This window comes from Rhizorhabdus sp. GW822-FHT03C02 (assembly GCF_058801765.1).
In genome coordinates this window covers 1,464,066-1,489,440 of record NZ_JBXANN010000001.1, presented here as the reverse complement: position 1 = coordinate 1,489,440, position 25,375 = coordinate 1,464,066, and the positions used below count along the sequence as shown (strand labels likewise).

At 67.7% G+C, this 25,375-nt stretch carries 25 protein-coding genes; 17 read left to right on the top strand and 8 right to left on the bottom strand.

What is annotated here, in order from left to right; all coding sequences use genetic code 11:
• Nucleotides 1-211 precede the first annotated feature (211 nt).
• The 3 genes from AC1RM6_RS06785 (at nucleotide 212) to AC1RM6_RS06775 (ending at nucleotide 3,587) form a co-directional block, all read left to right on the top strand.
• Nucleotides 212-991 (top strand): SDR family NAD(P)-dependent oxidoreductase, encoded by a 780-nt coding sequence (locus AC1RM6_RS06785; protein ID WP_493099350.1) that lies wholly within the window; start codon nucleotides 212-214, stop codon nucleotides 989-991.
• Between the two features lie 492 nt (nucleotides 992-1,483).
• Entirely contained in the window at nucleotides 1,484-1,864 is a 381-nt protein-coding gene (locus AC1RM6_RS06780) for a LysR family transcriptional regulator (RefSeq protein ID WP_493099347.1), read from the top strand.
• Nucleotides 1,865-1,904: 40 nt separating this feature from the next.
• Complete coding sequence (locus tag AC1RM6_RS06775) at nucleotides 1,905-3,587, top strand: MFS transporter (RefSeq protein ID WP_493099345.1); 1,683 nt, start codon at nucleotides 1,905-1,907, stop codon at nucleotides 3,585-3,587.
• Nucleotides 3,588-3,596: 9 nt separating this feature from the next.
• Here the strand turns inward: AC1RM6_RS06775 and AC1RM6_RS06770 are convergent, their stop codons facing one another.
• Nucleotides 3,597-4,436, bottom strand: coding sequence for an HpcH/HpaI aldolase/citrate lyase family protein (locus tag AC1RM6_RS06770; RefSeq protein WP_493099343.1), 840 nt, complete (start codon nucleotides 4,434-4,436; stop codon nucleotides 3,597-3,599).
• A 245-nt stretch (nucleotides 4,437-4,681) separates the two neighbouring features.
• Here AC1RM6_RS06770 and AC1RM6_RS06765 point away from each other — a divergent pair, with 245 nt between their 5' ends.
• Nucleotides 4,682-4,966, top strand: coding sequence for a hypothetical protein (locus AC1RM6_RS06765; protein ID WP_493099341.1), 285 nt, complete (start codon nucleotides 4,682-4,684; stop codon nucleotides 4,964-4,966).
• A 277-nt stretch (nucleotides 4,967-5,243) separates the two neighbouring features.
• Here AC1RM6_RS06765 and AC1RM6_RS06760 read toward each other — a convergent pair whose 3' ends face one another.
• Nucleotides 5,244-5,990 (bottom strand): SDR family NAD(P)-dependent oxidoreductase, encoded by a 747-nt coding sequence (locus AC1RM6_RS06760; protein WP_493099339.1) that lies wholly within the window; start codon nucleotides 5,988-5,990, stop codon nucleotides 5,244-5,246.
• 49 nt (nucleotides 5,991-6,039) lie between these two features.
• Between AC1RM6_RS06760 and AC1RM6_RS06755 the strand changes: the two genes are divergently transcribed.
• Nucleotides 6,040-7,278, top strand: coding sequence for an MFS transporter (locus tag AC1RM6_RS06755; protein ID WP_493099337.1), 1,239 nt, complete (start codon nucleotides 6,040-6,042; stop codon nucleotides 7,276-7,278).
• 156 nt (nucleotides 7,279-7,434) lie between these two features.
• On the opposite strand, the gene AC1RM6_RS06750 is transcribed toward AC1RM6_RS06755, so the two are convergent.
• Genes AC1RM6_RS06750 through ligK form a run of 3 tightly spaced genes read right to left on the bottom strand, consistent with a single transcriptional unit; the run spans nucleotide 7,435 to nucleotide 10,056 of the window.
• Nucleotides 7,435-8,319, bottom strand: coding sequence for an amidohydrolase family protein (locus AC1RM6_RS06750; protein WP_493099335.1), 885 nt, complete (start codon nucleotides 8,317-8,319; stop codon nucleotides 7,435-7,437).
• A complete protein-coding gene (locus AC1RM6_RS06745) occupies nucleotides 8,316-9,389 on the bottom strand; it encodes a 4-oxalomesaconate tautomerase (protein WP_493099333.1) in 1,074 nt (357 codons plus the stop codon). The genes AC1RM6_RS06750 and AC1RM6_RS06745 overlap by 4 nt, the downstream gene beginning before the upstream one ends.
• Complete coding sequence (gene ligK / locus AC1RM6_RS06740) at nucleotides 9,382-10,056, bottom strand: 4-carboxy-4-hydroxy-2-oxoadipate aldolase/oxaloacetate decarboxylase (RefSeq protein ID WP_493099331.1); 675 nt, start codon at nucleotides 10,054-10,056, stop codon at nucleotides 9,382-9,384. The genes AC1RM6_RS06745 and ligK overlap by 8 nt, the downstream gene beginning before the upstream one ends.
• A 97-nt stretch (nucleotides 10,057-10,153) precedes the next feature.
• Here ligK and AC1RM6_RS06735 point away from each other — a divergent pair, with 97 nt between their 5' ends.
• From AC1RM6_RS06735 to AC1RM6_RS06690, 10 genes are all read left to right on the top strand, one after another.
• The gene (locus AC1RM6_RS06735) at nucleotides 10,154-11,323 is read left to right on the top strand and encodes a LysR family transcriptional regulator (RefSeq protein ID WP_493099564.1); all 1,170 of its coding nucleotides are present in this window, start codon (nucleotides 10,154-10,156) and stop codon (nucleotides 11,321-11,323) included.
• A 64-nt stretch (nucleotides 11,324-11,387) separates the two neighbouring features.
• A complete protein-coding gene (locus AC1RM6_RS06730; protein WP_493099329.1) occupies nucleotides 11,388-12,281 on the top strand; it encodes an NAD(P)-dependent oxidoreductase in 894 nt (297 codons plus the stop codon).
• Complete coding sequence (locus AC1RM6_RS06725) at nucleotides 12,278-13,303, top strand: amidohydrolase family protein (protein WP_493099327.1); 1,026 nt, start codon at nucleotides 12,278-12,280, stop codon at nucleotides 13,301-13,303. Before AC1RM6_RS06730 ends, AC1RM6_RS06725 begins: the two co-directional genes overlap by 4 nt.
• Nucleotides 13,300-14,343 (top strand): Rieske 2Fe-2S domain-containing protein, encoded by a 1,044-nt coding sequence (locus AC1RM6_RS06720; RefSeq protein WP_493099325.1) that lies wholly within the window; start codon nucleotides 13,300-13,302, stop codon nucleotides 14,341-14,343. The genes AC1RM6_RS06725 and AC1RM6_RS06720 overlap by 4 nt, the downstream gene beginning before the upstream one ends.
• Nucleotides 14,340-14,792 carry a protocatechuate 4,5-dioxygenase subunit alpha gene (gene ligA / locus AC1RM6_RS06715; RefSeq protein WP_493099323.1) on the top strand — a complete coding sequence of 151 codons (453 nt, stop codon included), beginning with the start codon at nucleotides 14,340-14,342 and terminating at the stop codon, nucleotides 14,790-14,792. Before AC1RM6_RS06720 ends, ligA begins: the two co-directional genes overlap by 4 nt.
• Nucleotides 14,792-15,646 (top strand): class III extradiol dioxygenase subunit beta, encoded by an 855-nt coding sequence (locus AC1RM6_RS06710; protein WP_493099321.1) that lies wholly within the window; start codon nucleotides 14,792-14,794, stop codon nucleotides 15,644-15,646. The genes ligA and AC1RM6_RS06710 overlap by 1 nt, the downstream gene beginning before the upstream one ends.
• Nucleotides 15,643-16,587 carry a Gfo/Idh/MocA family oxidoreductase gene (locus AC1RM6_RS06705; protein WP_493099319.1) on the top strand — a complete coding sequence of 315 codons (945 nt, stop codon included), beginning with the start codon at nucleotides 15,643-15,645 and terminating at the stop codon, nucleotides 16,585-16,587. The genes AC1RM6_RS06710 and AC1RM6_RS06705 overlap by 4 nt, the downstream gene beginning before the upstream one ends.
• On the top strand, nucleotides 16,584-17,774 hold the full coding sequence (pobA, locus tag AC1RM6_RS06700) for a 4-hydroxybenzoate 3-monooxygenase (protein WP_493099317.1): 1,191 nt from the start codon (nucleotides 16,584-16,586) through the stop codon (nucleotides 17,772-17,774). The genes AC1RM6_RS06705 and pobA overlap by 4 nt, the downstream gene beginning before the upstream one ends.
• 271 nt (nucleotides 17,775-18,045) lie before the next feature.
• The gene (vapB, locus tag AC1RM6_RS06695) at nucleotides 18,046-18,297 is read left to right on the top strand and encodes a type II toxin-antitoxin system VapB family antitoxin (RefSeq protein ID WP_493099315.1); all 252 of its coding nucleotides are present in this window, start codon (nucleotides 18,046-18,048) and stop codon (nucleotides 18,295-18,297) included.
• A gap of 135 nt (nucleotides 18,298-18,432) precedes the next feature.
• Nucleotides 18,433-18,822, top strand: a complete 390-nt coding sequence (locus AC1RM6_RS06690) for a hypothetical protein (RefSeq protein ID WP_493099313.1) — start codon at nucleotides 18,433-18,435, stop codon at nucleotides 18,820-18,822.
• On the opposite strand, the gene AC1RM6_RS06685 is transcribed toward AC1RM6_RS06690, so the two are convergent.
• A complete protein-coding gene (locus AC1RM6_RS06685; RefSeq protein WP_493099311.1) occupies nucleotides 18,816-19,754 on the bottom strand; it encodes a LysR family transcriptional regulator in 939 nt (312 codons plus the stop codon). The genes AC1RM6_RS06690 and AC1RM6_RS06685 overlap by 7 nt on opposite strands.
• Nucleotides 19,755-19,883: 129 nt before the next feature.
• Between AC1RM6_RS06685 and AC1RM6_RS06680 the strand changes: the two genes are divergently transcribed.
• Together AC1RM6_RS06680 and AC1RM6_RS06675 are read left to right on the top strand one after the other, a co-directional pair.
• Nucleotides 19,884-20,678, top strand: coding sequence for a type 1 glutamine amidotransferase domain-containing protein (locus tag AC1RM6_RS06680; RefSeq protein ID WP_493099309.1), 795 nt, complete (start codon nucleotides 19,884-19,886; stop codon nucleotides 20,676-20,678).
• 68 nt (nucleotides 20,679-20,746) lie between these two features.
• Nucleotides 20,747-21,067, top strand: coding sequence for a putative quinol monooxygenase (locus AC1RM6_RS06675; protein WP_493099307.1), 321 nt, complete (start codon nucleotides 20,747-20,749; stop codon nucleotides 21,065-21,067).
• A gap of 147 nt (nucleotides 21,068-21,214) precedes the next feature.
• Here AC1RM6_RS06675 and AC1RM6_RS06670 read toward each other — a convergent pair whose 3' ends face one another.
• Both AC1RM6_RS06670 and AC1RM6_RS06665 read right to left on the bottom strand, forming a co-directional pair.
• Nucleotides 21,215-23,554 (bottom strand): bifunctional diguanylate cyclase/phosphodiesterase, encoded by a 2,340-nt coding sequence (locus tag AC1RM6_RS06670; protein WP_493099305.1) that lies wholly within the window; start codon nucleotides 23,552-23,554, stop codon nucleotides 21,215-21,217.
• A 322-nt stretch (nucleotides 23,555-23,876) separates the two neighbouring features.
• The gene (locus tag AC1RM6_RS06665) at nucleotides 23,877-25,160 is read right to left on the bottom strand and encodes a cytochrome P450 (RefSeq protein WP_493099303.1); all 1,284 of its coding nucleotides are present in this window, start codon (nucleotides 25,158-25,160) and stop codon (nucleotides 23,877-23,879) included.
• Nucleotides 25,161-25,375: the final 215 nt, after the last annotated feature.

The window sequence follows — 25,375 nt, the reverse complement described above, 5'->3', positions numbered from 1 at the left end:
AAAGGCATCATCGCTTTGCTTGACCGCACGGCTTTGCGCCACCGCGATATTCGGGCGGGGTCGCGGCATCGAGTCTTGCGGGATCGGCGACCGGCTTGCAAACGCTAAGCGCGAGACCGTTTGACTGGAACGGCACCCGCAAACGCCCGACGGCGCGGTGTTGCCGGAGCCTGGCGGTCGCACCGACGACGTCATCAGGAAGGCCAAAGACATGAAGATTGACAGTTCGCTCGCCGCGATCGTGACCGGCGGCGCATCGGGGCTCGGGCTCGCGACCGTCAAGGCGTTGCGCGCGGCGGGCGCCTCGGTCGCGATCTTCGACCTCAACCCCGAAACCGGCGAGGCCGCCGCCGCCGAGACCGGCGCGACCTTCTGCGTGTGCGACGTGCTGTCGGATGACAGCGTCGACGCCGCCTTCGCCCAGGCCCGCGCGGCGCAGGGGCAGGAGCGGGCGCTGGTCAGCTGCGCGGGCGGCGGCAACGCGATCCCGACCGCCCGGCGCGACAAGAAGACCGGCGAGATCAAGTTCTTCCCCGCCGACCAGTTCGAATGGGTGCTCAAGCTCAACACCGTCGGCACTTTCCGCTGCATCACCCGGTCGGCGGCGGGGATGATGACGCTCGACCCGATCGACGGCGAGCGCGGGGTGATGGTCAACACCGCCTCGGCGGCGGCGACCGACGGCCAGATGGGGCAGGCTGCCTATGCGGCGGCCAAGGCGGCGATCGTCGGCATGACCCTGCCGATCGCACGCGACCTGTCACGCGAGGGCATCCGCCTCAACACGATCCAGCCCGGCATCTTCAACACGCCCGCCATGGCGCGCGCGACCCCCGAGATGCTCCAGGCGCTCGGCGCGATGGTGCCGTTCCCGCCGCGGCTGGGCCATGCCGACGAATATGCCAGCCTCGCGCTCGAGATGATCCGCAACGGCTATTTCAACGGCGAGACGGTGCGGCTCGACGGCGCGATCCGCATGCAGCCGCGGTGATCGCCGGCTGAATTGCCGTCCTCTCGGATCAAGCCCCGATAAGCGCGAACTTAGCCGCGGGGGTGCTTCTTCTGCCCCTCTCCCGCTCTTCGCGGGAGCGTGAGGCGGTCGGTTCTGCCCCCGGCAGAACCTAAGTTATGCCGGGGGCATAACTTACCGCTCACGGGGTGAGGGTCTTCTTCTTCTGCCTGTGCGGTGAAGAAGAAACAGAAGAAGACCCTCATCCAAACCTTCTCCCGCAAAGAGCGGGAGAAGGCTTCAGAAGAAGCTATGGAGTCCGGGACGACGCATTGTGCAGTGGCGCGCCCATGGTCGCGAACCACGCCGCGCGCATCGCCATGGCGTTAAATGGCGTTTCCCACCCCCAATCGCGGTCAACCGAGCCCGATCGGTCGCTGGCGACATTGCGCTGTCGGGATGAAGTCCTAACCCTGAGCATCGCAAGACATGGGCAAGCCTTAAAAAAAAGGCGCCTCCGGGAAGGAATGGGCCATGAACGTCAACCTCAAGTTGCTCCACAGCTTCCTGCTGGTCGCCGACCATGGCAGCTTCCGGCGCGCCGCCGAGGAAGCGAACCGCTCGCAGTCGGCGGTGAGCATGCAGGTCCGCCAGCTCGAGCTCCAGCTCGGCGTGGCATTGTTTCACCGCACCACCCGCAAGGTCGAGCTGACCCGCGAGGGCGAGATGCTGCTCGATTGCGCGCGCAAGGCGGCGATCGAGCTGCAGATCGGTCTGCGGCGGATCAAGGAGGCGGCAGCACGCGCACCGGAACCTGCCCCGGACATCGTCCCGGAACCTGGCGCCGCCCGACACGTATCTTCGCCCGGGCGTAAAGGTCGGGCTCAACTGGCGGTGGTCGCCGCACTTGGCTAGGCTTCGACGCCTAAGACGATAATGGTCGGGGGAGTCGGGGTTGAGCGAAGACATCGAAGCCGAGGCTCCGGCCGGTCCCAGAGGCGGCTGGAAAGCGCTCGAACCCCTACGCGACCGCACCTTCCGCAACATCTGGTCGGCGAGCCTGTTGTCGAATTTCGGCCAGCTCGTGCTCGGCGTCGCCGCCGCCTGGGAGATGACCCGGCTGGCGCATTCGCCCGAGATGGTCGCGCTGGTCCAGACCGCGCTGATGCTGCCGCTGATGCTGGTCGCGGTGCCGGCGGGCGCGATTGCGGACATGTTCGACCGGCGCAAGATCGCACTGATCGGGCTGAGCTTCTCGTCGATCTGCGCGGCGACGCTCACCCTGCTCGCGGCCGCGGGGCTGGCCGGGCCGTGGGTGCTGCTGCTGTTCTGCTTCCTGATCGGCGGCGGCGTCGCCTTCTACAGCCCGGCCTGGCAATCCTCGATCAGCGAGCAGGTGCCCCCCGAGCATCTGCCCGCCGCGGTCTCGCTCGGCGCGGTCAGCTATAATATCGCGCGCAGCTTCGGCCCGGCGATCGGCGGCGCGATCGTGCTCGCCTTCGGCGCCAAGGCGGCGTTCGCGACCAACGCGCTGTTCTACCTGCCGCTGATCGGCGCCTTCTTCCTGTGGAAGCGCCGCCATGTTCCGCCGCGGCTGCCGCCCGAGCGGCTGGTCCGGGCGATCATCTCGGGCTGGCGCTATTCGCTCCACGCCTCGTCGGTGCGCACGGTGATGGTGCGCGCGGTGTCGTTCGGGCTGATGAGCGCCGCGACCGCCGCGCTGACCCCGCTGGTCGCCAAGGACCTGCTCGGCGGCGATGCCGGCACCTACGGCCTGCTGCTCGGCGCGAGCGGGGTCGGTGCGGTGGTCGGCGCGCTGATGGTCAGCGACGTGCGCGACCGCTTCAGCCCCGAGGCCGCGGTGCGGCTGGGCACGGTGATCGTCGGGCTGATGGTGCTGGTGGTCGGGTTCAGCCATTCGCTGATCCTCACCGCGCTGGCGCTGGCGGTGATCGGCGCGTTCAACATGCTGATCATCTCGATGCTCAACGTCGCGGTCCAGCTGTCGGTGCCGCGCTGGGTGGGCGCGCGGGCGCTCGCCTGGTACCAGTCGTCGCTGACCGGCGGGCTGGCGTTCGGATCGTGGATGTGGGGCGACATCACCTCGGGGCACGGCGTCGCGGTCGCGCTGATCATATCGGCGGTCGGGCTGATCCTGCTGCCGTTGCTCGGCCTGCTGCTGCCGCTGCCGGGGACCGAGGAGGTCGGGGTCGAGATCGTCGAGCTGTCCGACGATCCCGACGTCGCGCTGGCGATCACGCACCGCAGCGGGCCGATCGTCGTCGAGATCGACTATCAGGTCGATCCCGAGGACGCGCGGCGATTCTACGGCAAGATGCTCGAGCTCCAATATGCGCGGCTGCGCAACGGCGCGTTCGACTGGTCGATCGCCCGCGACCTCGCCGACGCGGCGATGTGGACCGAGCGTTTCCATTACCCGACCTGGCAGGATTATTTGCGCCAGCGCACCCGCTTCACCCAGTCGGACATGGAGCTGCAGGCGGCGGCCGAGGCCTTCAACAGCATCGAGCGCGGCAATAGGGTGCGCCGCCGGCTCGAACGGCCGCTCGGATCGGTGCGCCCGCAGGCGGACACCCCCGATCCGCGCAACGACACGATCGGGATCTATACGCCATAGAAGGCGGGGTCAGCGCCCCGCGATTGCGTCGGCAAGCGCCAGCAAGCGTTCGGCCTCGTCGACATGGAGCTGTTCGACCAGCGCGCCATCGATGCGGGCGACGCCGAGGCCGGCGGCGCGGGCCTCGGCCCAGCCCGTGACGATCCGGCGGGCGCGTTCGATGTCCTCGGCGGCGGGGCCGAAGATCCGGTTGGCGGGTTCGATCGAATTGGGGTGGATCAGCGACTTGCCGTCGAAGCCGAGCTCGACGCCCTGGCGGCAGCTCGCCTCGAAGCCCTCGAGATCGTCGAGTGCGATATGGACGCCGTCGATCGCGGCGAGCCCATAAGCCCGCGCGGCGAGCAGCAGCAGCGACAGCGAGGCGAGCAGCGGGGTACGCGCCGCGGTCTGGCGCGCGCGCAGATCCTTCGACAGATCGTTGGTGCCGGCGACGAAGCCGGCGAGCCGGTTCGAGGCGCCGGCGATCTGCGCGGCGTTGAGCACCCCGAGCGGGGTCTCGATCATGCACCAGATCGGATGGGCGGTGCGATCGGCGGCGGCCTGGACGGTCAGCGCGCTTTCGACCTTGGGCAGCAGCACCCCGTCGATCGGCAGATCGTTGGCGAGCGCGAAATCCGCGGCGACGTCGAGGCCGCTCACCCGCAGGATCAGCTCGCGGCCGCCATAGCCGCCCGCCTTGACCGCCTCGGCGACGATGTCGCGCGCCGCCGCCTTGGCCTCGGGCGCGACCGCATCCTCAAGGTCGATGATGATGCCGTCGACGGGCAGGGTGCGGACCTTGTCGAGCGCGCGCGCCTTGTCGCCGGGGACATAGAGCATCGAGCGGCGGGGTCGGATCTGAGTCGGCATGGCGCCTGATTAGGCATGGGGCGGGGGGCTTGGCAATCGCGCGCCCCCCATGTGGGCCGCCCCTCTCCACAGTCTCAGGTGACGCATCGGCGCCGCCGCCATAGCGATGCTTACCATATTGGAAGAGAAAATTCGCTCGCATGCGCAGCATCCGTCTTGACGGCGGCCGGGCGAAATACTAATCATGCTTATCGTTAGCTAGGTCGGTCTTTTGGAAACCGACGCAATCTTGTGAAAGGTCTCCCATGAAGAAGTCGCTGTTCGCCGTTGCTCTGACCCTGGCGGTCGTTGCCTCGCCGGTGCTGGCTGCCGACGCCGACGCGCCTGCCGCCCCGGTCACGCTCCAGAAGGGCAAGATGCTGCTGGCCGCCGACGGCGCCCGCCTCGCCGCCGTCTATCGCGTCACCGAAGCCGGCCCGCAGATCATCCTCGACGGCCGTATGGTCACGATTCCTGCCGATACGATCAAGATCGTCGACGGCAAGGCGACCACCACGCTGACCAAGAACGCGGTCATCGGCCTGCGCTAAGACGCTTCGGGCCCGCGGGCCCGACGCCTTCATGAAAGCGCCCGACCGGGCAGGTTTCGCGACCTGCCAGGTCGGGCGTTTTCCGTTTGCGGGAAGGCCGGCGTCGCTGACCGTTCGACAGTGAAACGCCGCCGGATCGGGTCGCATCCGTGCGACGGCCAGTCCGGAAAAACGAATCACACTGTCTCACTTCTTCACCGACGGGATGGGAATCCATCGCAGCACCGATGCGCGACGATCGCTGCTTCGTCTGAAAATGCTGCGCTGCAGGATGGACCTACGGGGTCAGGCTCCCCAGAAGCCCGCCATCGACCGCCCAGCTCTGCCCGGTGACGTGGCTCGCCGCGTCGGACAGCAGGAAGGCGGCGACTTCGGCGACCTCGTCCGGGGTGCCGACCTGGCCGAGCGGGATGCGCGAGGCGATGTTGGCGATCGCCGCGGGCGGCACCGCGTCGAGCATCGCGGTCTCGATGAAGCCCGGGACGATGCAGTTGCAGCGCACGCCGCCGGGCGCCGCCTCGATCGCGGTCGCGCGGGCCAGCCCGAGCACCGCATGTTTGCTCACCAGATAGCCGACATTGCCGGCCATGCCGCGTTCCGAGGCGAGGCTGCCGGTGAGCAGTATCGCCCCGCGCCGCCGCGCCATCATCGCCGGCAGGACATGGCGGATCGCCCAGAACGGCGCCCGGAGGTTGACCCGCAGCGCCTCCTCGAACGGATCGTCGCCATAGTCCCACAGCGACGCGAAGGCGCCGGTGCTCGCGGCATTGAGGAACAGCCCGTCGATCGGGCCGCTGCGCGCGATCGCGCCGTCGAGTGCGGCGAGCAACTGCGCCTTGTCGCCGGCATCGGCGGCGATCCACGTCGCGCGCTCGCCGAGTTGGGCGCAAGCCGCCTCGAGCGTGTCGGCGCGGCGCGCGATCAGCGTCGTCCGGCCGCCGGCGGCGGCGATCCGGGCGGCGGTGGCGCGGCCGATCCCGCTCGACGCGCCGACGATGATCACATGGGCGTCGCTGAAATCCATCACCCTCTCCATTGCCGGACGCTCGCCGCCGTGCCACGGGCGCCCGGTCATGACCGCAGCCAAACCCGCCACCAGCCTGTCCTTCGCCGCGATGCGCCACCCGCGCTTCCGCTGGTTCTTCGCCACCTATTTCCTGGCGATGATGGCCGACAATATCGAGCACGTCATCAGCTACTGGGTGATGTTCCAGAAATTCCATTCGCCCGCGCTCGGCGGCTTCGCGGTGCTGTCGCACTGGCTGCCCTATCTGTTCTTCTCGGTGCCGATGGGAGCGCTCGCCGACCGGGTCGATCCGCGCCGGCTGATCCAGACCGGCATGGGGCTGTTCATCCTCGCCTCGCTCGGCTGGGGATATTTTTTCGTCACCGACACGCTGACGATGGGCGGGGCGATGCTGCTGCTGATCCTCCATGGCTGCGCCGGGGTGTTCTGGCAGACGTCGAGCCAGTTGCTGCTCCACGAGGTGGTGCCGGCACAGGACCTGCAAAGCGGGGTGCGGCTCAACGCGACCGCGCGCTATCTCGGCACGATGGTCGGTCCCGCGGTCGGCGGCGCGCTGCTGCTCGGGCTCGGGCCGTCCTGGGGAATCCTCGCCAATGCCTGCTTCTATGTGCCGGTGATCCTGTGGCTGTTCCGCGCGCCGTTCCCGCGCCGGGTCACCGCCGACGGCCGGCCGAACCGGGCGGCGGTGCGCGGCTTCGCCGACGTCGCGCTGACGATCCGCGAGGTCGCCGGCATGCCCGCGATCGTCTCGATGACGCTGCTGGCGGGGGCGGCGTCCTTCTTCGTCGGCAACAGCTATCAGGCGCAGATGCCCAATTTCGCCCATGATCTGGGCCATGGCGATCCGGGCACCGCCTATAGCATGCTGCTGGCCGCCGATGCCGCCGGCGCGCTCGCGGCGGGCTTCCTGCTCGAAACGGTCGGCCGGCTGAAGACCAGCCCGCGCACCGCGCTGACGCTGGCGAGCCTGTGGTGCCTTGCGCTCGCGGCGTTCGCGCTGACCCGCAACTATCCGCTCGCGCTCGCCTGCCTGTTCGTCGCGGGCTTCTTCGAGCTGTCGTTCAGCAGCATGGCGCAGACCGTCGTCCAGCTGAATGCCCCCGCCGACATTCGCGGCCGGGTGCTCGGACTATTCAACATGGCCGCCTCGGGCTGCCGCGCCTTCGCCGGGATCACCGTCGGCATTTCAGGCGCGCTGATGGGCGTCCACGCGTCACTGGCGGTGGCTGCGCTGTTGCTGCTCGGGTTCGTGTTGTTCCTGCTGGCGAAGCAGCGGCGCCCCTAGATCCTCCCCATCGCAGATGGGGAGGGGGACCGCGCCGCAGGCGTGGTGGAGGGCTTTCTTGTTTCATCGAGCGCCGCGCCTGGCGAACGAATAAACCCCTCCACCAGCTTCGCTGGTCCCCCTCCCCAAAGCTGCGCTTTGGGGAGGATCTGAAGGTCAATCGGCCCAGTAGAGGCGGTCGGGATTGTCGACGAGCAGCTTGCGCTGGAGTTCGGCGGTCGGGGCGATGCGGGGGATCATGTCGACCAGCGCGCCATCGTCGGGGATGGCGTCCTGCATATTGGGGTGCGGCCAGTCGGTGCCCCACAGCACCCGGTCGGGATAATCCTCGACCAGCGGGCGGACCGCGGTGGCGAAATCGTCCCAGGGCGGGCCCTTGGCGTCGAGCCGGTCGGGGCAGGTGACCTTGGTCCAGATGTCGTCGCGGCCGTCGAGCAGGCTGCGGAAGGCGCGCATGTCGACCCCGTCGGGGCCCTGGGCGACGTCGGGGCGGCCCATATGGTCGATGACGATCGTCGTCGGGATCGCGGCGAGGAAGGGGCGCATCTCCTCGAGGATGTCGGCCTCGAAATAGACGACGACATGCCAGCCCAGCGGCTTGATGCGGTGGGCGATCTCGATGAACTTGTCCTTGGGCGCATCGTCGACGAGGCGCTTGAGGAAGTTGAAGCGCACCCCGCGAATGCCGCCGGCGTGGAGCCGTTCGAGTTCGCCATCCGAAATCGCCGGATCGACCACCGCGACCCCGCGCGCCTTGCCCTGCGACTTCGCGATCGCATCGAGCGTCGCGGCGTTGTCGGTGCCGTGGCAGCTCGCCTGGACGATGACGTTGCGCGAAAAGCCGAGACGGTCGCGCAGCGCGAACAGCATGTCGGGGCCGGCATCCTCGGGCAGATATTTGGCCTTCGCGCTGAACGGGAACTGCGCCATCGGCCCGAACACATGGCAATGGGCGTCGACCGCGCCGGCGGGCGGGACGAAGCGCGGCGTCGACGGATCGGCGTGCCAGCTGACGATGCGCGCGGGGTCCAGGTCGGTCATGCGAAAATCTCTCCATCCATCAGCTTGCGCGCGGTGCGCAGCATCGCGGCGCTGGTGACCGCGCCGTCGTCGTCGAGTTCGATCACGCAGGTGGTCTCGCCGGTCGGATGCTCGACCGACAGCGTCTTGCGGCGCCCTTCGGGGATCGTCGCGACCTCCGCCGCGGGCGATCCGGCGATCAGGCAGGCGGTGGCGACGCTGACCGCGCCGAGCACCCCGATCGAGGCATGGGCGCGGTGCGGGATGAAGCTGCGCACGGTGACCGCGCCGCCGCCCTGGGGCGGGGCGACCAGCATCATCTTGGGCACCGACTTGTCGGTGACGTCGCCGAGGTTCATCCGCTCGCCGACGGCGAGCCGGATCGCCTCGATCCGTGCCTTGAGGTCGGTCGCGGCGTCGAGTTCCTCGCGGCTCTCATAGCCGGTCGCGCCGACATCCGCGGCCTTCATGACGACGCAGGGCATGCCATTGTCGATCAGCGTCACCGCCACGCCATTGACGATGTCGGCCGGATTGCCGGTCGGCAGCAGTGCCCCGCACGACGAGCCCGCGGTGTCGCGGAATTCGAGCGGGATCGGCGCGGCGCTGCCCGGCACCCCATCGATCTTCGCGTCGCCGTCATAGCGGACCTTGCCGCCCGGGGTCTGGACGGTCGCGACCGCGACCTGGCCGGTATTCTCCATGAAGATCGCCACGCGGGTCTCGCCGTCCTGCGCCGCCACCAGCCCGCGCTCGATCGCGAACGGACCGATCCCGGCGAGGATATTGCCGCAATTCTGCTGGTCGGAGACGAGCGCCTTGTCCACGAAGACCTGGAGGAACAGATAATCGACGTCGATGCCGTCGCGGGTCGAAGCGTTCACCACCGCGACCTTGCTGGTCAGCGGATCGGCGCCGCCCATGCCGTCGATCTGGCGCGGGTCGGGCGATCCCATCGCGCGCAGCAGGAAGGCGTCGCGGGCGGCGGTGTCGGCGGGCAGGTCGGCCTTGAGGAAATAGCCGCCCTTCGAGGTGCCGCCGCGCATCCACATCGTGCGGATCGCCCGATCGCTGACAGAAGCGTCAGACATATTTGAGGCCCATCGCCGCGAGCTTGCCGCGCATGTCGTACATGTCGAGGCCGAGTTCGCCGCCGGCGAGCCGCTCGCGCTTCGATCCCTCATTGGCCTCGCGCGCCTGCGCCGCCTTGAGCACCTCCGCGGCATTCGCGCGGGGGACGATGCAGACCCCGTCATCGTCGGCGATGATCACGTCGCCCGGGTTGACCAGCGCATTGGCGCACACCACCGGCACATTGACCGATCCGAGCGTCGCCTTGATCGTGCCCTGGGCGTGGACCGCCTTCGACCAGACCGGGAAATTCATCTCGGTGAGATCGCGGACGTCGCGCACCCCGGCGTCGATGATCAGCCCGCGACAGCCGCGCGCCTGCGCCGAGGTCGCGAGCAGATCGCCGAAATAGCCGTCGCTGCACGGGCTGGTCGGGGCGAGCAGCAGGATGTCGCCGGCCTGAAGCTGCTCGATCGCGACATGGACCATCCAGTTGTCGCCGGGAGGCGCCGAGATCGTCACCGCCGAGCCCGCGATCCGCGCGCCGGCGTAGATCGGCCGCATATAGGGCGCGAGCAGGCCGGTGCGGCCCTGCGCCTCGTGCACCGTCGCCACCCCGCAGGCGGCGAGCCCGTCGATGACCGCCGGATCGGCGCGTTCGATGTTCTGGACGACTATGCCTGCCATGACCCACTCCTTTTAGGGGAAGGGACATGCCCCAATGCGCACGCCAAGAGGAAATCCGATCTGGTCACCGGTCATAAGATTTTGCTAAGTGCGTGACATGGATCCGATCGCGCTGAATATCCGCCATCTGGGCGCGGTCGCCGCGATCGTGAAGGGCGGCAGCATCAGCAAGGCCGCGCGTGCGGTCAACCTGACCCAGCCCGCGATCACCCAGGGCATCGCCAAGCTCGAACGCCAACTGGGCCTGCCCCTGTTCGAACGGCGCCCCGGCGGGATGCTGCCGACCGAGGCGGCGATGCTGCTGGCGGCGCGCGCCGAGGCCGCGCTGCGGCTGATCGGCAATGCCCATGCCACCGCCGCACAGATCCGTGCCTTCGTCGCGCTCGCCCGCGGCGGCAGCTATGCCGCGGCCGCCGCCGAGACCGGGCTGGCCGAGGCCTCGCTCCACCGCGCGGTCGCCGACCTGTCGCTGGTGATGGGCAACCGGCTGGTCGACCGGCGCGGCCGCGGCGTCGCGCTCACCCGGCGCGGGATCGTCGTCGCCCGCCATTTCAGCCTCGCGCTGACCGAGCTGCGATCGGGGATCGCCGAGCTGGCCGCGCTGCAAGGGCGCGAGGTCGACCGGATCATGATCGGGGCGATGCCGCTGTCGCGCGCGCGGCTGCTGCCCAATGCGGTCGCCGCGTTCCACGGCGCGCATCCCCAGGTCGACATCGCGATCGCCGAAGGATCGCATGTCGAGCTGGTCGGTCCGTTGCGCGACGGCGAGATCGACATGATGGTCGGCGCGCTGCGCGATCCGTCGCCGGGCGACGACCTGCGACAGATGCCGCTGTTCGCCGATCGCCCGGTGATCATCGCCCGGCCCGATCATCCGCTGGTCGGGCGCGACCCGCTCGGCCCCGCCGACCTGACCGGCTTCCCCTGGATCGTGCCGGGCGAGGGGACCCCGTTGCGCGACCTGTGGCGGCGGATGTTCGCCGCCGCCGGGGTCGACGCCCCGCATGTCCCGATCGAATCGGGGTCGGTGATGACCGTCCGCCAATTGCTGATCGGCAGTGATTTCCTGACCCTGCTCTCGCCCGACCAGGTGGCGATGGAGCTGCGCGCCGGCTGGCTGGTGAAAATCGCCGACGCCCCGGGCGAACTCAGCCGGATGATCGGGGTCACCACCCGCGCCGACTGGCGACCGACGCCGATGCAGGACCGCTTCCTCGACGAGCTGTGGGAGCAGGCGAAAATGGTGGCGGGGCATCAGACTTCGTAATTTCTAATGGCAGGCGCGCGGATTCGATTGGCCGCCGCCGCCGGGCTGTCCCACCACGGGCGCCATGAGGAACGAGAAAATCGCCCTGATCGGCTTTGGAGAGGCCGGACGCACCTTCGCCACCGCCGGCGACTGGGTCGCGTCCTCGGGCCATGACGTCCATGTCTACGACCTCAAGACCGACATCGCCGCCGATCGCGCGGCCAAGCTCGGCGAATATGACGCCGCCGGGATCGCCGGCTGCGCGTCGCTGGCCAAGGCGGTGCAGGGCGGGGCGCTGATCCTGTCGCTGGTCACCGCCGACCAGGCGCTCGCGGTCGCCGAGGCCGCCGCCGCGACGATCGAGCCCGGCACGCTTTATTGCGACCTCAACAGCATCGCCCCCCAGACCAAGCAGGCGGCGGCCGCGGCCGTCACCGCCGCCGGCGGCGACTATGTCGACGTCGCGGTGATGGCGCCGGTCGATCCGGCGCGGATGGCGGTGCCGCTGCTGCTGAGCGGCCCGCGTGCCGACGATGCGCTGGCCGCGCTCGCCGCGCTCGGTTTCACCAACCTGCGCGTGGTCGGCGATACGGTCGGCCGCGCCTCGTCGATCAAGATGATCCGGTCGGTGATGGTCAAGGGGATCGAGGCGCTCACCGCCGAATGCATGCTCGCCGCCGAGGCCGCCGGGGTGCGCGAAGAGATATTGGCGTCGCTCGACGCCAGCGACAAGCCGAAGCCCTGGGGCGCGCGCGCCGACTATAATCTCGACCGGATGATGGTGCACGGGCTGCGCCGCGCCGCCGAGATGGAGGAGGTCGTGAAGACCCTCGACGGGCTCGGCACCGGCAGCGCGATGACCCGCGGCACCGTCGAGCGCCAGCGCGCGATCGGCGCGCTCGCACTGGGCACGCCGCCCGCGGGGCTGACCGACAAGCTCCGACAGATCGAGGACAAGAGGGTGAAGCCAGCATGACGCTCGTGATCGATTGCCACGGCCATTATACCGTGCTGCCCAAGGGCCATGACGCGTGGCGCGAAGAACAGAAGGCCGCTTACAAGGCGGGTGCCCCTGTTCCGCCCTATCCCGACATCAGCGACGACGAGATCCGCGAGACGATCGAGGCGAACCAGCTCCGGCTGATCCGCGAGCGTGGCGCCGACATGACGATCTTCTCGCCGCGCGCCTCGGCGATGGCGCCGCATGTCGGCGACGCCGCGATGGCCAAGGAATGGGCGCGCCGCTGCAACGACCTGATCGCGCGGGTGGTCGGCCTCTATCCCGACATATTCGCCGGCGTGTGCATGCTGCCGCAGTCGCCCGAGGCCGACATGGCCAATTCGATCGCAGAGCTCGAGCGCTGCGTCACCGAACTCGGCTTCATCGGCTGCAACCTCAACCCCGATCCCGGCGGCGGCCATTTCACCCATCCGCCGCTGACCGACCGTTACTGGTATCCCTTCTACGAGAAGATGGTCGAGCTCGACGTGCCGGCGATGATCCATGTCTCGGGAAGCTGCAATCCGGCGATGCACGCGACCGGGGGCTATTATATCGCCGCCGACACGATCGCGTTCATGCAACTGCTCGAAGGCGATCTGTTCGCCGATTTCCCGACGCTGCGCTTCATCATCCCGCATGGCGGCGGCGCGGTGCCCTATCATTGGGGGCGCTATCGCGGCCTTGCCGACATGCTCAAGAAGCCGGCGCTCGACAGCCACTTGATGAACAACATCTTCTTCGACACCTGCGTCTATCATCAGCCGGGGATCGACCTGCTCGCCGACGTGATCGCCAACAAGAATATCTTGTTCGGGTCGGAGATGGTCGGCGCGGTGCGCGGGATCGATCCGCAGACCGGCCATTATTTCGACGACACCAAGCGCTATGTCGATGCGCTCGACATCGCCGACGCCGAACGCCACGCGATCTTCGAGGGCAATGCCCGCCGGGTGTTCCCCCGGCTCGACGCGATCCTGCGGGCCGCCGGCCGGTGACCTGGCTGCGCAATGCCTGGTATGTCGCGGCGTGGGACATGGAGGTCGATCGTACCCCCCTGGCCCGCACGATCTGCGGCACCACGGTCGCGCTCTACCGCAAGCTCGACGGCCAGGTCGTCGCGATGCGCGATGCGTGCCCACACCGGCTGTTGCCGCTGTCGCTCGGGATCAAGGAGGGCGACGCGCTGCGCTGCCGCTATCACGGCCTCAAGATCGGCCCCGACGGCATCGCCCAGGAAATGCCGCTCAAATCCGAACGGGTGAACGACCGGATCTGCGTCGAGACCTTCGTCGTGGCCGAAAGGCACCGCTTCGTCTGGATCTGGATCGGCGACAAGGCGGCGGCCGACCCGGCGACGATCCCCGATCTGTGGCCCTGTTCGACCGCGGGCTGGGTGTTCGACGGCGGCTACAACATGGTGGCCTGCGATTATCGGCTGATGATCGACAATCTGATGGACCTCACCCACGAGACCCATGTCCATAGCGGATCGATCGGCCAGCCCGAGCTGATGGAGGTGCCGATCGAGACCCGGGTCGAGGGCGACCGCGTGCTCGTCAGCCGCTGGATGCCGGGCGTCGACGCGCCGCCGTTCTGGCGCGGCGCGCTCAAGAAGGACGGCGCGGTCGATCGCTGGCAGATCTGCCATTTCCTGCTGCCGTCGGCGGTGATGATCGATGTCGGCGTCGCCCCGGTCGGGGCCGGGGCGACGATCGAGGATCATGACCAGGGCGTGCGCGGTTTCGTGATCGACTTCATGACCCCCGAAAGCGAGGGGCGGACCCATTATTTCTGGGGGATGGCGCGCAATTTCGCGATCGACGACCCCGGCTTCACCGCGCGCTTCAAGGCACAGCAGGGTGGGGTGTTCGACGAGGATGTCGTCGTGCTCGAGGCGCAACAGCGCTCGATCGACGCCAATCCCGACCTCAAGCTGCGCGCCTATGGCATCGACGAGGGCGGGGTGCGCGCCCGCCGGATCATCGAGCGCGCGCGCAAGGCCGACAGGGAAGACGCGGGAATGGAACTGGCATGACGATCGATATCCACGCCTATCTGGAGGAGCTGGAGGACATTCCCGGGACCCGGGTGTTCACCACCGCGCGCGCGCGCAAGGGCTATTGGCTCAACCAGTTCTGCATGACCTTGATGAAGGCCGAGAACCGTGCCCGCTTCAAGGCCGACGAACGCGCCTATCTCGACGAATGGCCGATGACCGAAGCGCAGAAGCAGGCGGTGCTCAAGCGCGATTACAACGCCGCGCTCGACGAGGGCGGCAACATCTATTTCCTCGCCAAGGTCTTCTTCACCGACGAGATCAGCTTCCTCCAGGCGGTCGGCACGATGACCGGCATGACCAGCGAGGATTATCAGGCGATGATGATCGCCGGCGGCCGTTCGGCCGACGGCATGCGCTCGAAGAAGGCCAATCTCGCTGCCGAACAAGCGGCGGCTCAACCGAAACCCACCGAGGAACCCCGCTGATGGCCCGGATCACCGCAGGCGTCGCCAGCAGCCATATTCCCGCGCTCGGCGCCACCCTCGACCATGGCCGGACCGGCGAACCCTATTGGGTGAACTGCTTCGCCGGCTACGACTGGACCCGCGCCTGGGAGGCGGCGGAGAAACCCGACGTCGTCATCCTGGTCTATAACGACCATGCCACCGCCTTCGACATGGACTTCATCCCGACCTTCGCGATCGGCTGCGCCGACCGCTACAAGTCGGCCGACGAGGGCTGGGGGCCGCGGCCGGTGCCCGACGTGATCGGCGACGCCGACCTCGCCTGGCATATCGCCCAGAGCTGCATCCTCGACGAATTCGACATGACGATCGTCAACAAGATGGATGTCGACCATGGCCTGACGGTGCCGCTGTCGATGATGTTCGGCCAGCCCGATGCCTGGCCGTGCAAGGTGGTGCCGATCGCGGTCAACGTCGTCACCTATCCGCCGCCGACCGGCAATCGCTGCTGGCTGCTCGGCGAGGCGATCGCCCGCGCGGTGGCGAGCTATCCGCAGGACCTCAACGTCCAGATCTGGGGCACCGGCGGCATGAGCCACCAGCTCCAGGGGCCGCGCGCGGGCCTGATCAACAAGGCGTTCGACACCGCCTTCCTCGACGATCTCACCGCCGATCCCGACCGGCTGCGGCGGATGCCGCACATCGACTATCTGCGCGAGGCGGGATCGGAGGGGATCGAGCTGGTGATGTGGCTGATCATGCGCGGCGCGCTCGGCCCCGATATCCGCGAACTCCACCGCCATTATCATGTCCCCGCGAGCAACACCGCGGTCGGACACATCGTCCTTCAACCCGAACAGGAAGACATCGCATGAGAATTGCCCTCGCCGGCGCCGGCGCCTTCGGTGAAAAGCATCTCGACGGCCTGAAGAACATCCCGGGCGTGTCGATCACCTCGATCATCAGCCGCGGCATCGAACAGGCCCAGGCGGTCGCCGACAAATATGGCGCGGTCCACGCCACCACCGAACTCGACGAGGCGCTCGCGCGCGACGATGTCGACGCGGTGATCCTGTGCACCCCGACCCAGATGCACGCCGAACAGGCGATCGCCTGCATGAACGCCGGCAAGCATGTCCAGGTCGAGATCCCGCTCGCCGACAGCTGGGCCGATGCCGAGGCAGTGGTCGCCAAGCAGCGCGAGACCGGGCTCACCTGCATGGTCGGCCACACCCGCCGCTTCAATCCCAGCCACCAGTTCGTCCACAACCGGATCGTCGCGGGCGAGATCGCGGTCCAGCAGATGGACGTGCAGACCTATTTCTTCCGGCGCAAGAACATCAACGCCAAGGGGCAGCCGCGCAGCTGGACCGACCATCTGCTGTGGCATCACGCCGCGCACACCGTCGATCTGTTCGCCTATCAGGCCGGGAAGATCGTCCAGGCCAATGCGATCGAGGGGCCGATCCACCCCGAACTCGGCATCGCGATGGACATGTCGATCCAGCTCAAGAGCGAGAGCGGCGCGATCTGCACCTTGTCGCTGTCGTTCAACAATGACGGGCCGCTCGGCACCTTCTTCCGCTATATCTGCGACAACGGCACCTATATCGCCCGCTACGACGATCTGGTGAACGGCAAGGAAGAGCCGATCGACGTCAGCCATGTCGACGTGTCGATGAACGGCATCGAGCTGCAGGACCGCGAGTTCATCGCCGCGATCCGCGAGGGCCGCGAGCCGAACAGCTCGGTCGGCCAGGTGCTCGACTGTTACCGCGTGCTCGGCGACCTCGAAAAGCAGCTCGCGGGCGCATGAGCGCGTCGGGGGGCGTGCGACGGACCCAGGTCGCGATCATCGGCTCCGGCCCGGCCGGGCTGCTGCTCGGCCATCTGCTGCGCGCCGAGGGGATCGACTGCATCCTGCTCGAACGGCAGGAGCGGACCTATGTCGAGAGCCGGATCCGCGCCGGCGTGCTCGAGACGGTCACCACCGACCTGCTGACGCGGCTCGGCATCGACACGCGGCTGAAGGCCGAGGGGCTGATCGAGGAGGGGTTCAACCTCGCCGATGGCGATCATCTGATCCGGATCGACATCGCCAGGCTCACCGGCCGCCATGTCACCGTCTATGGCCAGACCGAGCTGACCCGCGACCTGATCGCCGCCGCCCCCGAGCGCGACCTCGACATCGTGTTCGAGGCGAAGGACCTCGCGGTCCACGACATCGAGAGCGAGCGGCCGTCGGTGACCTATGTCAAGGACGGGGTCGCACAGCGGATCGAGGCCGATTTCATCGCCGGCTGCGACGGCTTTCACGGGCCGTCGCGCAAGGCGATCCCGCAGGCGCGGGTCAGCGAATATGAGCGCGAATATCCATTCGGCTGGCTCGGCATCCTCGCCGACGTGCCGCCCTGCCATGACGAGTTGATCTACGCCAACGGCCCGCGCGGCTTCGCGCTCGCCTCGATGCGCTCGCCGACCCGCAGCCGCTATTATATCCAGGTGCCGATGAGCGACCGGATCGAGGACTGGCCCGAGGAGCGCCTTTGGGACGAACTCGCGCTGCGCTTCGACCCGCTGTCGAAGCACGGCGTCACCCGCGGCCCCGCGCTGGAGATGTCGATCGCGCCGCTGCGCTCATACGTGTTCGAGACGATGCAGCACGGCCGGCTGTTCCTCGCCGGCGACGCCGCCCATATCGTCCCGCCGACCGGCGCCAAGGGCCTCAACCTCGCCGCCTCCGACGTCGCCTATCTCTCCGACGCGCTGATCGCGCATTATGCCCGCGCCGACGAGAGCGGCCTGAACGGCTACCAGGCGCGCGCGCTGTCGCGGATCTGGAAGGCCGAACGCTTCAGCTGGTACCTGACCAAGCTGATGCACCGCTTCCCCGAGGATGGTTCGTTCGACCGGCGGATGCAGTCGGCCGAGCTCGACTATGTCGGATCGTCGGTGGCGATGCAGACGGCGATCGCGGAGAATTATACGGGGTTGCCGCTATAGGGGAGAAGCGAGGGGATCGTCCCTGCCTACTCGCCCCGCAGTCTTTCGAGCGCGGTGCCGCTCCCTTGATCCTCCCTGCGCGTAGCGCGGGGAGGGGAACCATCCGCAGGATGGTGGAGGGGCGATGCAGAACCTCAATGACTGCTGTGGCTTCAAGAAGGCGCACACCTCCACTAACTTGATCTCAGAGGCGTACCGCCAGTGCCACCTTGCCGATCGCGTGCTGAAATAGGATATACCTAAGGAATATCGATCCTCGGAAAGCCAAGAGATGAACAAGCAGACCGGCCACACCGTGCTGTTCAAGTCGAACCGCTCTCAGGCCTTGCGCCTGCCCAAGGAAGTCGCCTTCCCGGACAACGTGCGCGACATCCGCGTGGTGAAGGAAGGGAAGGGGCGCCTGATCCTACCGGCCGACGTGGCATGGGGCGACTTTTTTGACGAACCGGGCATCGACCTTCCGTTGCGTCATCAGCTTCCGGCGCAGGATCCGACATCCCTTGATGCTACGCCCGCGGATTGACGCAAAGGGTTTTGACCCGCTGTCTCTGACATGGCCTGCCGCCATGGATCTCGAACCCGACGCCAAGCCGGACCTCGCCGCGCACCGCGTGCGAGCGCATGCTGTCATAGCCGCCGATGATCGGATATTGCGGCTATGAGACGCGCCTTTCTGTTTGCGGTTCTCATCCTGCCAGGATGTGGTCAGCCAAAGGCCGACGCCCCCGCAAACCCTCCGAAGCGCGAAGCCGTGGCGCTGCTGCCGTTCAACCACAGCGAGGGGTTCCTCGATGGTTACCGCCTGCGTGTACCCCGCGACGGCGACTTTACCTGGAGCGGGATACCGATAAGCGAAGCCAAGCTCGCGCAATTCGTCGATGACCTTGCGAAGCTCCCGCACGGCCCCAACCTCTGGGTCGAGTTCGAACCCGGCGTGTCGCAGGCGCGTGCCGATTTGGTCCGTCAGCATATCATCGACGGCGGCCTTTGCAGGCAGCATCGATGCGGCGAGGTCGGATGGAATGTCAAAAGGCCGGTGTTTTACTGACCGCCTCCGCCTGCTCCGATCTCCCCGCCAGGCCCAGCCACCTCGCGCGTCACCGCCTCGATCACCCCGCGCAGCCAGCGATGCGCGGGATCGTGCCGGTAGCGCACATGCCAGGCCATCTCGACCGGGAAGGTGCCCAGGTCGACCGGCGCCGGCAGGATCTTCAACCGCGGATCGTGGGTGAGGCGGCGGCAGATCAGCCGGGGCAGGGTGGCGCAATAGTCGGTGACCGCGATCATCTCGGGCACCGCCAGGAAATGGGTGACCGAGACCGCGACCTCGCGCCTGAGCCCGCGCTGGTCTAGCGCCTGGAACAACCCTGCGCGCAGCCGGCCGGGGGGCAGGACGTTGACATGTCTGAGCGCCTCGAACTGGTCGCGCGAGAGGCTGTCGCCGATGTCGGGATGGCCGGCGCGCACCACGCAGGCAAGGCCCTCGTCCATCAGATGCTGGACCACCAGATTGTCGGGCGGGTCGACGATCCGGCCGAGCACCAGCGCGGTGGTGCCCGAGACCACCCCGGTTTCGACCAGATCGTTGCCATAAGGGGTGAGGCGCAGCCTGATCCCGGGCGCCACCGCGCGCAGCCGCGCGACGATCGCCGGGACGAGGACATATTCGACATAGCCATTGGGGGCGATCGTCAGCAGTCGCTCGGCGCTGGCCGGGTCGAAATCCTGCTGGCCGAGCACTGCATCGTCGATCCGCGCCAGCGCCTCGGCGATCACCGGCGCCAGTTCGAGCGCGATCGGGGTCGGCTGGATGCCGTAGCGCTCGCGGATGAAGAGCTGGTCCTGCAGCGTCTCGCGCAGCCGCTTCAACGCGTTCGACAGCGCGGGCTGGGTGATGCCGAGCCGCTCGGCGGCGCGGGTGACGCTGCGCTCCTCCATCAACGTGACGAAGACCGGCAGCAGATTGAGGTCGTAGCGCATCCAGATATGCTGCCATCACTATATCTGAAATCCAACAAATAAAGTTCTGGAATATGTCTGATGGGCGCACATCAGGGCCATCGAAGCGGCACCGCATCATGCGATGCCGACCACGCGATGGAGGCCAATATGACCAAGGGTGTAGTGCTTGTGATCGGTTCCAATGCGACCCGGATCGAGATCCAGGGCGGCGGCTGGGCCGCCACCGGGCAATATCTCAACGAGACCGTCGTGCCCGCGATGGCGGTGATCGCCGCCGGTTACGACGTCGTGCTCGCCACCCCCGACGGCACCCGGCCGCATATCGACCCGGCGTCGGACTCGGCGAAACATTTTGGCGGCGACGAGGCTGCCCATGCCCGCGCGACCGCCTTCTACGCCGAGGACCCGGCGATGAACCGGGTGCGCACGCTGCGGTCGGTGATCGACGAAGGGCTCGATGGCTATGCCGGAGTGTTTGTGCCGGGCGGACAGGCGCCGGGCGTCGACCTGATGCAGGATGCCGAACTCGGCGAGATCCTCCGCCATTTCCACGACCGCGCCAAGCCGACCGCCTTGCTCTGCCACGGCCCGATCGCAGTGACCGCGGCGATGCCGCATGCCCGCGAGTTCCGCGCGGCGCTGATCGCCGGCGACGCGGACAAGGCGGCCGCGTGGGCGAAGGGCTGGCAATATGAAGGCTACCGGATTACGGTGTTTTCGAACAGCGAGGAGAAGATCGTCGAGGACGTCATCCTCAAGGCGAAGCTCTATTTCAACGTCGCCGACGCGCTGCAGGTCGCAGGCGGCAAAGTCAGCAGCAATGCAACCGACTTCGCCCCTCATGTCGTCGTCGACCGCGAGTTGATCACCGGCCAGAACCCGGCATCGGATCATCCGATCGCGAAAGCCTTCATCGACGCGCTCGACCACGTTACGGCATGAGGTCGCGCAAGACCGGCGGGGCGCTTCGGCTGCGCCCCGCCGGCTTGTCCAGAACAGGGAAGACCATGATGAACGACAATGTGAAGATCGTGGCGATCCTCGCCGCGCGGCCGGGGCAGGGCGATGCGCTGCGGGCGCTGCTCGATACGATGCTCGCGCCGAGCCGGGCCGAACCCGGCAATCTGCGCTATGATCTGTGGCGCGATCCGGCCGATCCGGCGCGCTTCGTGCTCGACGAACTCTATGTCGACATGGCTGCGGTGACGGCGCACCGCGCGACGCCCCATTTCCAGGACTATCTCTCGAAGATCGAGCAGCTTGCGGAACGGAGCGCCCTCGTGCTTGAGCCGGTTGCGGTCGCCGGCCGAGGTGGTGTCGGGGAGGCTTAGGTCCTCCCTGCGCGTAGCGCGGGGAGGGGGACCGCGTAGCGGTGGAGGGGTTTCTTCGTTCCCCAAACGTTGCGCCCGCGGACCAAAGAACCCCCTCCACCGCTCTGCGAGCGGTCCCCCTCCCCAAAGCTGCGCTTTAGGGAGGATCTAAAGCCGCGAGCCCGCTGCCCTCGGCCGGTCCTCTTCGACCGTCACCCGCTGCGGCCGACCGAACAAATAGCCCTGGGCCTCGGGGCAGCCTTCCTCGATCACCATCCGGTGCTGGGCCTCGGTCTCGACCCCTTCGGCGACGACCGGCAGCGACAGGCTGCGGCCGATGCCGACGATCGCGCGGATGATCGAGCGGGCGGCGGCGTCGTCTTCCATCGCGCCGATGAAGCTGCGGTCGATCTTGATCTTGTCGAACGGGAAGCTCTGCAAATTGCTGAGCGACGAATAGCCGGTGCCGAAATCGTCCATGACGATCCGCACGCCCTGCGCCTTGAGCCGGCCGAGCGTAGCCAGCACGGCCTCGCGGTCCTTCATCAGCACGGTCTCGGTGATCTCGAGTTCGAGGCGGTGCGCCGGGAAGCCGGTCTCGTCGAGGATCGCGCGCACCACCTCGGCGAGGTTGGGGAGCTGAAACTGGACCGGCGAGACGTTGACCGCGAGGAACAGGCCGTCGTCCCATCCGGCGGCGGTCCGGCATGCTTCGCGCAATATCCATTCGCCGAGTTGGACGATCGCGCCGGTCTCCTCGGCGATCGGCACGAAGATATCGGGCGGGATCTCGCCGCGTTCGGGATGGTCCCAGCGCATCAGCGCCTCATAGCCGGTCACCCGCCGGTCGTCGGTGCGCACCAGCGGCTGGAAGGCGACATGGAGCTGGCGGCGCAGGATCGCATGGCGCAGGTCATGTTCGATCGCGCGGCGGGCGCGGACCGCGGCGTCCATGTCCTGGTCGAAGAAGCAGGCGACCCCACGGCCCGACTGCTTGGCGCGGTAGAGCGCGATGTCGGCGCCATGGCGCAGCCCGTCGGCATCGGTCGCGTCGTTCGGATAGAGCGCGACGCCGACGCTGAGCCCGACCGCGGTCGGATCGCGGGCGCTGTCCATCTCGCGTGCGAAGCCTTCGAAGATCCGGCCGATCAGCGCCTGGGCCCCCTCGGGCTGGGCGGCGCCGACCTGCAGGATGACGAATTCGTCGCCGCCGATCCGCGCGACGGTGTCGGTCGATCGCACCGCGCCGGCGAGAATGTGCGCGACCCGGCGCAATGTCTCGTCGCCCGCGGCATGGCCGAAAATATCGTTGACCGCCTTGAACCGGTCGAGATCGATCGCGATCAGCGCGAGTTGCTGCTCCTCGCGCCGGGCGAGCGCCAGCCCATAGGCGATCCGCTCGTCGAGCATCAGCCGGTTGGGCAGATCGGTGAGCGTATCGTGGCGCGCCATATGTTCGATCTGGCGCTGCGCGGCCTTCTTCTCGGTGAGGTCGCGCAAGGCGAGCACCAGGCAGTCGCGCCCGCGATATTCGACCTTGCGGGTCGCGATCTCGAAGCTGCGCTCCTCCTCGCCGGGGGCCGCCAGCATCGCCTCGACCGGCGCCTCGCGGGTCTCGAGCAGCGCCTGGCCGTCGGCGGCCTGCAGCCAGCGTGCCGGGGTTTCGCCGCGCAGCCCGCGCGCCTCGATGCCGAGCATCTGGGCGAAGCGGAGATTGGCCTCGACGATCCGCTCGCCATGGACGATCACCAGTCCTTCGAGCGTCGCCTCGGCGAGGCCGCGCATGTCGGTCAGATAGCGGTCGACGAGCATCGCCACCACCGTCGCGGTCACCAGCAGCCCGGTCGCGGCGACGATCGCGGTGATCAGCCATCCGCGGTCACCCGCCGCGGCGGCACCGTTGCACGGCATCGTCATCACCGTCGCCGACATCGCGGTGAAGTGGATCGCGCAGACCGCGACGATCGCGAACAGCGCCGGGACGACGATCTGGAGGGTGCCGCGGGTCCGCGCGAACACCATGAACGCCGCGGCGAAACAGGCCGACGACAGCAAGGCCGCCCAGGCGATCGGCGCGGCGCTGTAATGGATCCGCACCCCGGATTCCATCGCCGCCATGCCGGCGAAGTGCATCAGCGCGACCCCGGCGACCGCGACCACCCCGGCGAGCGCATGGCGCAGCGGCCCGGCCGCCGGCGCGAAGATCCGCAGCGCCACCCAGAAGCAGCCGATCACCGCGACGATCGACAGGATCGTCAGACCGGGATCATAGGAGATCGCCTTGCCGTCCTGATGCGCGAGCATCGCCACGAAATGGGTCGCCCACACCCCGAGCCCGCCGGTCATCGCGCCGATCGTCAGCCATTGCCGACGGCGACGTATCCCGAATTCGAGCGAGCGCTGGAGCAACATGAACAGCGACAGGCTGCCGCCGATCCAGATCGCCGCGGCGAGCAGCAACAGGCGATGATCGTGATGTTGCCAGGTGTGGCTGAGCACCGAGAGCATGGCTATCGCCTCACCACGCACCGGGCGGACATCGGCGCGATTGCAAAGGTCGGGCATTGCGGGACGAAGGCGCCATCGCGCCTTTCCGAACATGATCCTGGCCGTTTCATGCTGCCGGGGTTATGCCCCGAAAATTACCGGCACGTAAATTTTACCGGTCACTTATCCTTCCGTCTAAGATGTCGAACAATTATGCACATGCCCATCTATCATTGGATGACGACGACTTTAGCTGTTGTTCGATCGATATATGTTTTGTTACGTTCCGTGATTCTACCTAGCATGACATCGGGCGAATATCAGCGGCAGTAAACGAGACCGCTCAGCGCGGCACCAGATCGACATGGAGATGCTCGAGTCCCCGGATGATGTAGCTCGGTTCATAGTCAAGCGTCCGGCTGCCCGGCGCGCCATGGTGCGCCTCGGAGAGCGTGAAGCGTGCGGTCCGATCGAGCAGCCGGTCGAGCATCACCCGTATCTCGGCGCGGGCGAGCGGGGCGCCGATACAGGTGTGCGCGCCGCGTCCGAAGGCGAGATGCTCCTTGAGCCGCGGCCGGTCGAGATCGAAGCTGTGCGGATCCGTCCAGCGTTCGGGGTCGCGGTCGGCACCGGCGAGCGAGAGCACGACCTTCGTGCCCGCGGGCACGTCGACATCGCCGATCCGCGTATCCTTGCGGGCGAGGCGGAAGGTGACCTTGCTCGATCCCTCCATCCGCAGCATCTCCTCGATGAACGGCGCGATCAGCGCGCGGTCGTCGCGCAGCCGCTGCTGCAGGTCGAGATGCTCGGCGAGATGGAGCACGGCGTTGCCGAGCAGCTTGGCGCTGGTGTCCTGGCCGGCGGCGAACAGGAACACCGCCAGATTGACCAGTTCGCCGACCGCCGGGACCGAGCCGTCGGGATAGGTCGCGGTCGCCAGATCGGTCAGCACATCCTCGCGCGGGTTGGCGCGGCGATCGGCGATATAGCCGACGAACAGCCGCCCGGTCGCCTCGGCGAGCCAGGCGAGCGAGGCACCGGCATCGGCATTGTCGACGCTGCCGGGCAGTGGGCCGTTGGTGATCGCGTCCTCGATGATCCGGCGGTCGTCCTCGGGGACGCCGAGCAGATCGGCGATCACCAGCGTCACATAGGAGGTCGCGATCTCGTTGATGAACTCGCAGCCGCCTTTGGCGACCGCCGCTTCGATCATCCTGTCGGCGAGCGCGACCATATAATCCTCGTTGGCGCGCAGCCGCGACGGCACGAACAACCGGTTGAGCAGCGAGCGCGAGGCCGAATGGCGCGCGCCGTCATAGGTGATGAACAGCTCCGATCCGGTGAAAGCGGGATGATGCTCGGCGATCTGCGCGGTGATGTCGGCGCCCTCGGGCGCGAACGGCAGCGGTGCGGTCGGCCCGCCGGTCGAGATCGCCGACGAGAAATGATCGGCATCGAGCAGCACGTCGCGCGCCTCGGCGAAGCCGGTGACGATCAGCGCATCGACGCTGCGCATCGGGCAGACCGCACCGCCCCGCGCGCGGATGCCGTCGAGAAAGGGATAGGGATCGACCAGCGCGACCCGATCGGTGAAGAAATCGGGCTCGTCGAGCGTCTGCGATGCCATGGTCCGTCTCCTCGATGCGGTCCGCTTCGGGGCATTGGTCTTCAAATTCTCCCCAGCAAAGCTGGGGAGGATCCGAGGCATGGGCCTGAGCGAATCCATTATCCGGCATCAGACTATCGCACGGCCGCGATTTGTCCATGATCCATCCTGTATCATTTCTTTTGCCATGCCCGGCCGCTATCGCCACATTGCGCGCACAACACAGCCGGGGAGGC

Bases quoted from the DNA above. Each gene is read 5' to 3' on its own strand.
- AC1RM6_RS06785 (WP_493099350.1), top strand. From the start codon at position 212: ATGAAGATTGACAGTTCGCTCGCCGCGATCGTGACCGGCGGCGCATCG.
- AC1RM6_RS06780 (WP_493099347.1), top strand. From the start codon at position 1,484: ATGAACGTCAACCTCAAGTTGCTCCACAGCTTCCTGCTGGTCGCCGAC.
- AC1RM6_RS06770 (WP_493099343.1), bottom strand. From the start codon at position 4,436: ATGCCGACTCAGATCCGACCCCGCCGCTCGATGCTCTATGTCCCCGGC.
- AC1RM6_RS06765 (WP_493099341.1), top strand. From the start codon at position 4,682: ATGAAGAAGTCGCTGTTCGCCGTTGCTCTGACCCTGGCGGTCGTTGCC.
- AC1RM6_RS06760 (WP_493099339.1), bottom strand. From the start codon at position 5,990: ATGGATTTCAGCGACGCCCATGTGATCATCGTCGGCGCGTCGAGCGGG.
- AC1RM6_RS06755 (WP_493099337.1), top strand. From the start codon at position 6,040: ATGACCGCAGCCAAACCCGCCACCAGCCTGTCCTTCGCCGCGATGCGC.
- AC1RM6_RS06750 (WP_493099335.1), bottom strand. From the start codon at position 8,319: ATGACCGACCTGGACCCCGCGCGCATCGTCAGCTGGCACGCCGATCCG.
- AC1RM6_RS06745 (WP_493099333.1), bottom strand. From the start codon at position 9,389: ATGTCTGACGCTTCTGTCAGCGATCGGGCGATCCGCACGATGTGGATG.
- ligK (WP_493099331.1), bottom strand. From the start codon at position 10,056: ATGGCAGGCATAGTCGTCCAGAACATCGAACGCGCCGATCCGGCGGTC.
- AC1RM6_RS06735 (WP_493099564.1), top strand. From the start codon at position 10,154: ATGGATCCGATCGCGCTGAATATCCGCCATCTGGGCGCGGTCGCCGCG.
- AC1RM6_RS06730 (WP_493099329.1), top strand. From the start codon at position 11,388: ATGAGGAACGAGAAAATCGCCCTGATCGGCTTTGGAGAGGCCGGACGC.
- AC1RM6_RS06725 (WP_493099327.1), top strand. From the start codon at position 12,278: ATGACGCTCGTGATCGATTGCCACGGCCATTATACCGTGCTGCCCAAG.
- ligA (WP_493099323.1), top strand. From the start codon at position 14,340: ATGACGATCGATATCCACGCCTATCTGGAGGAGCTGGAGGACATTCCC.
- AC1RM6_RS06710 (WP_493099321.1), top strand. From the start codon at position 14,792: ATGGCCCGGATCACCGCAGGCGTCGCCAGCAGCCATATTCCCGCGCTC.
- AC1RM6_RS06705 (WP_493099319.1), top strand. From the start codon at position 15,643: ATGAGAATTGCCCTCGCCGGCGCCGGCGCCTTCGGTGAAAAGCATCTC.
- pobA (WP_493099317.1), top strand. From the start codon at position 16,584: ATGAGCGCGTCGGGGGGCGTGCGACGGACCCAGGTCGCGATCATCGGC.
- vapB (WP_493099315.1), top strand. From the start codon at position 18,046: ATGAACAAGCAGACCGGCCACACCGTGCTGTTCAAGTCGAACCGCTCT.
- AC1RM6_RS06690 (WP_493099313.1), top strand. From the start codon at position 18,433: ATGAGACGCGCCTTTCTGTTTGCGGTTCTCATCCTGCCAGGATGTGGT.
- AC1RM6_RS06685 (WP_493099311.1), bottom strand. From the start codon at position 19,754: ATGCGCTACGACCTCAATCTGCTGCCGGTCTTCGTCACGTTGATGGAG.
- AC1RM6_RS06680 (WP_493099309.1), top strand. From the start codon at position 19,884: ATGACCAAGGGTGTAGTGCTTGTGATCGGTTCCAATGCGACCCGGATC.
- AC1RM6_RS06675 (WP_493099307.1), top strand. From the start codon at position 20,747: ATGAACGACAATGTGAAGATCGTGGCGATCCTCGCCGCGCGGCCGGGG.
- AC1RM6_RS06670 (WP_493099305.1), bottom strand. From the start codon at position 23,554: ATGCTCTCGGTGCTCAGCCACACCTGGCAACATCACGATCATCGCCTG.
- AC1RM6_RS06665 (WP_493099303.1), bottom strand. From the start codon at position 25,160: ATGGCATCGCAGACGCTCGACGAGCCCGATTTCTTCACCGATCGGGTC.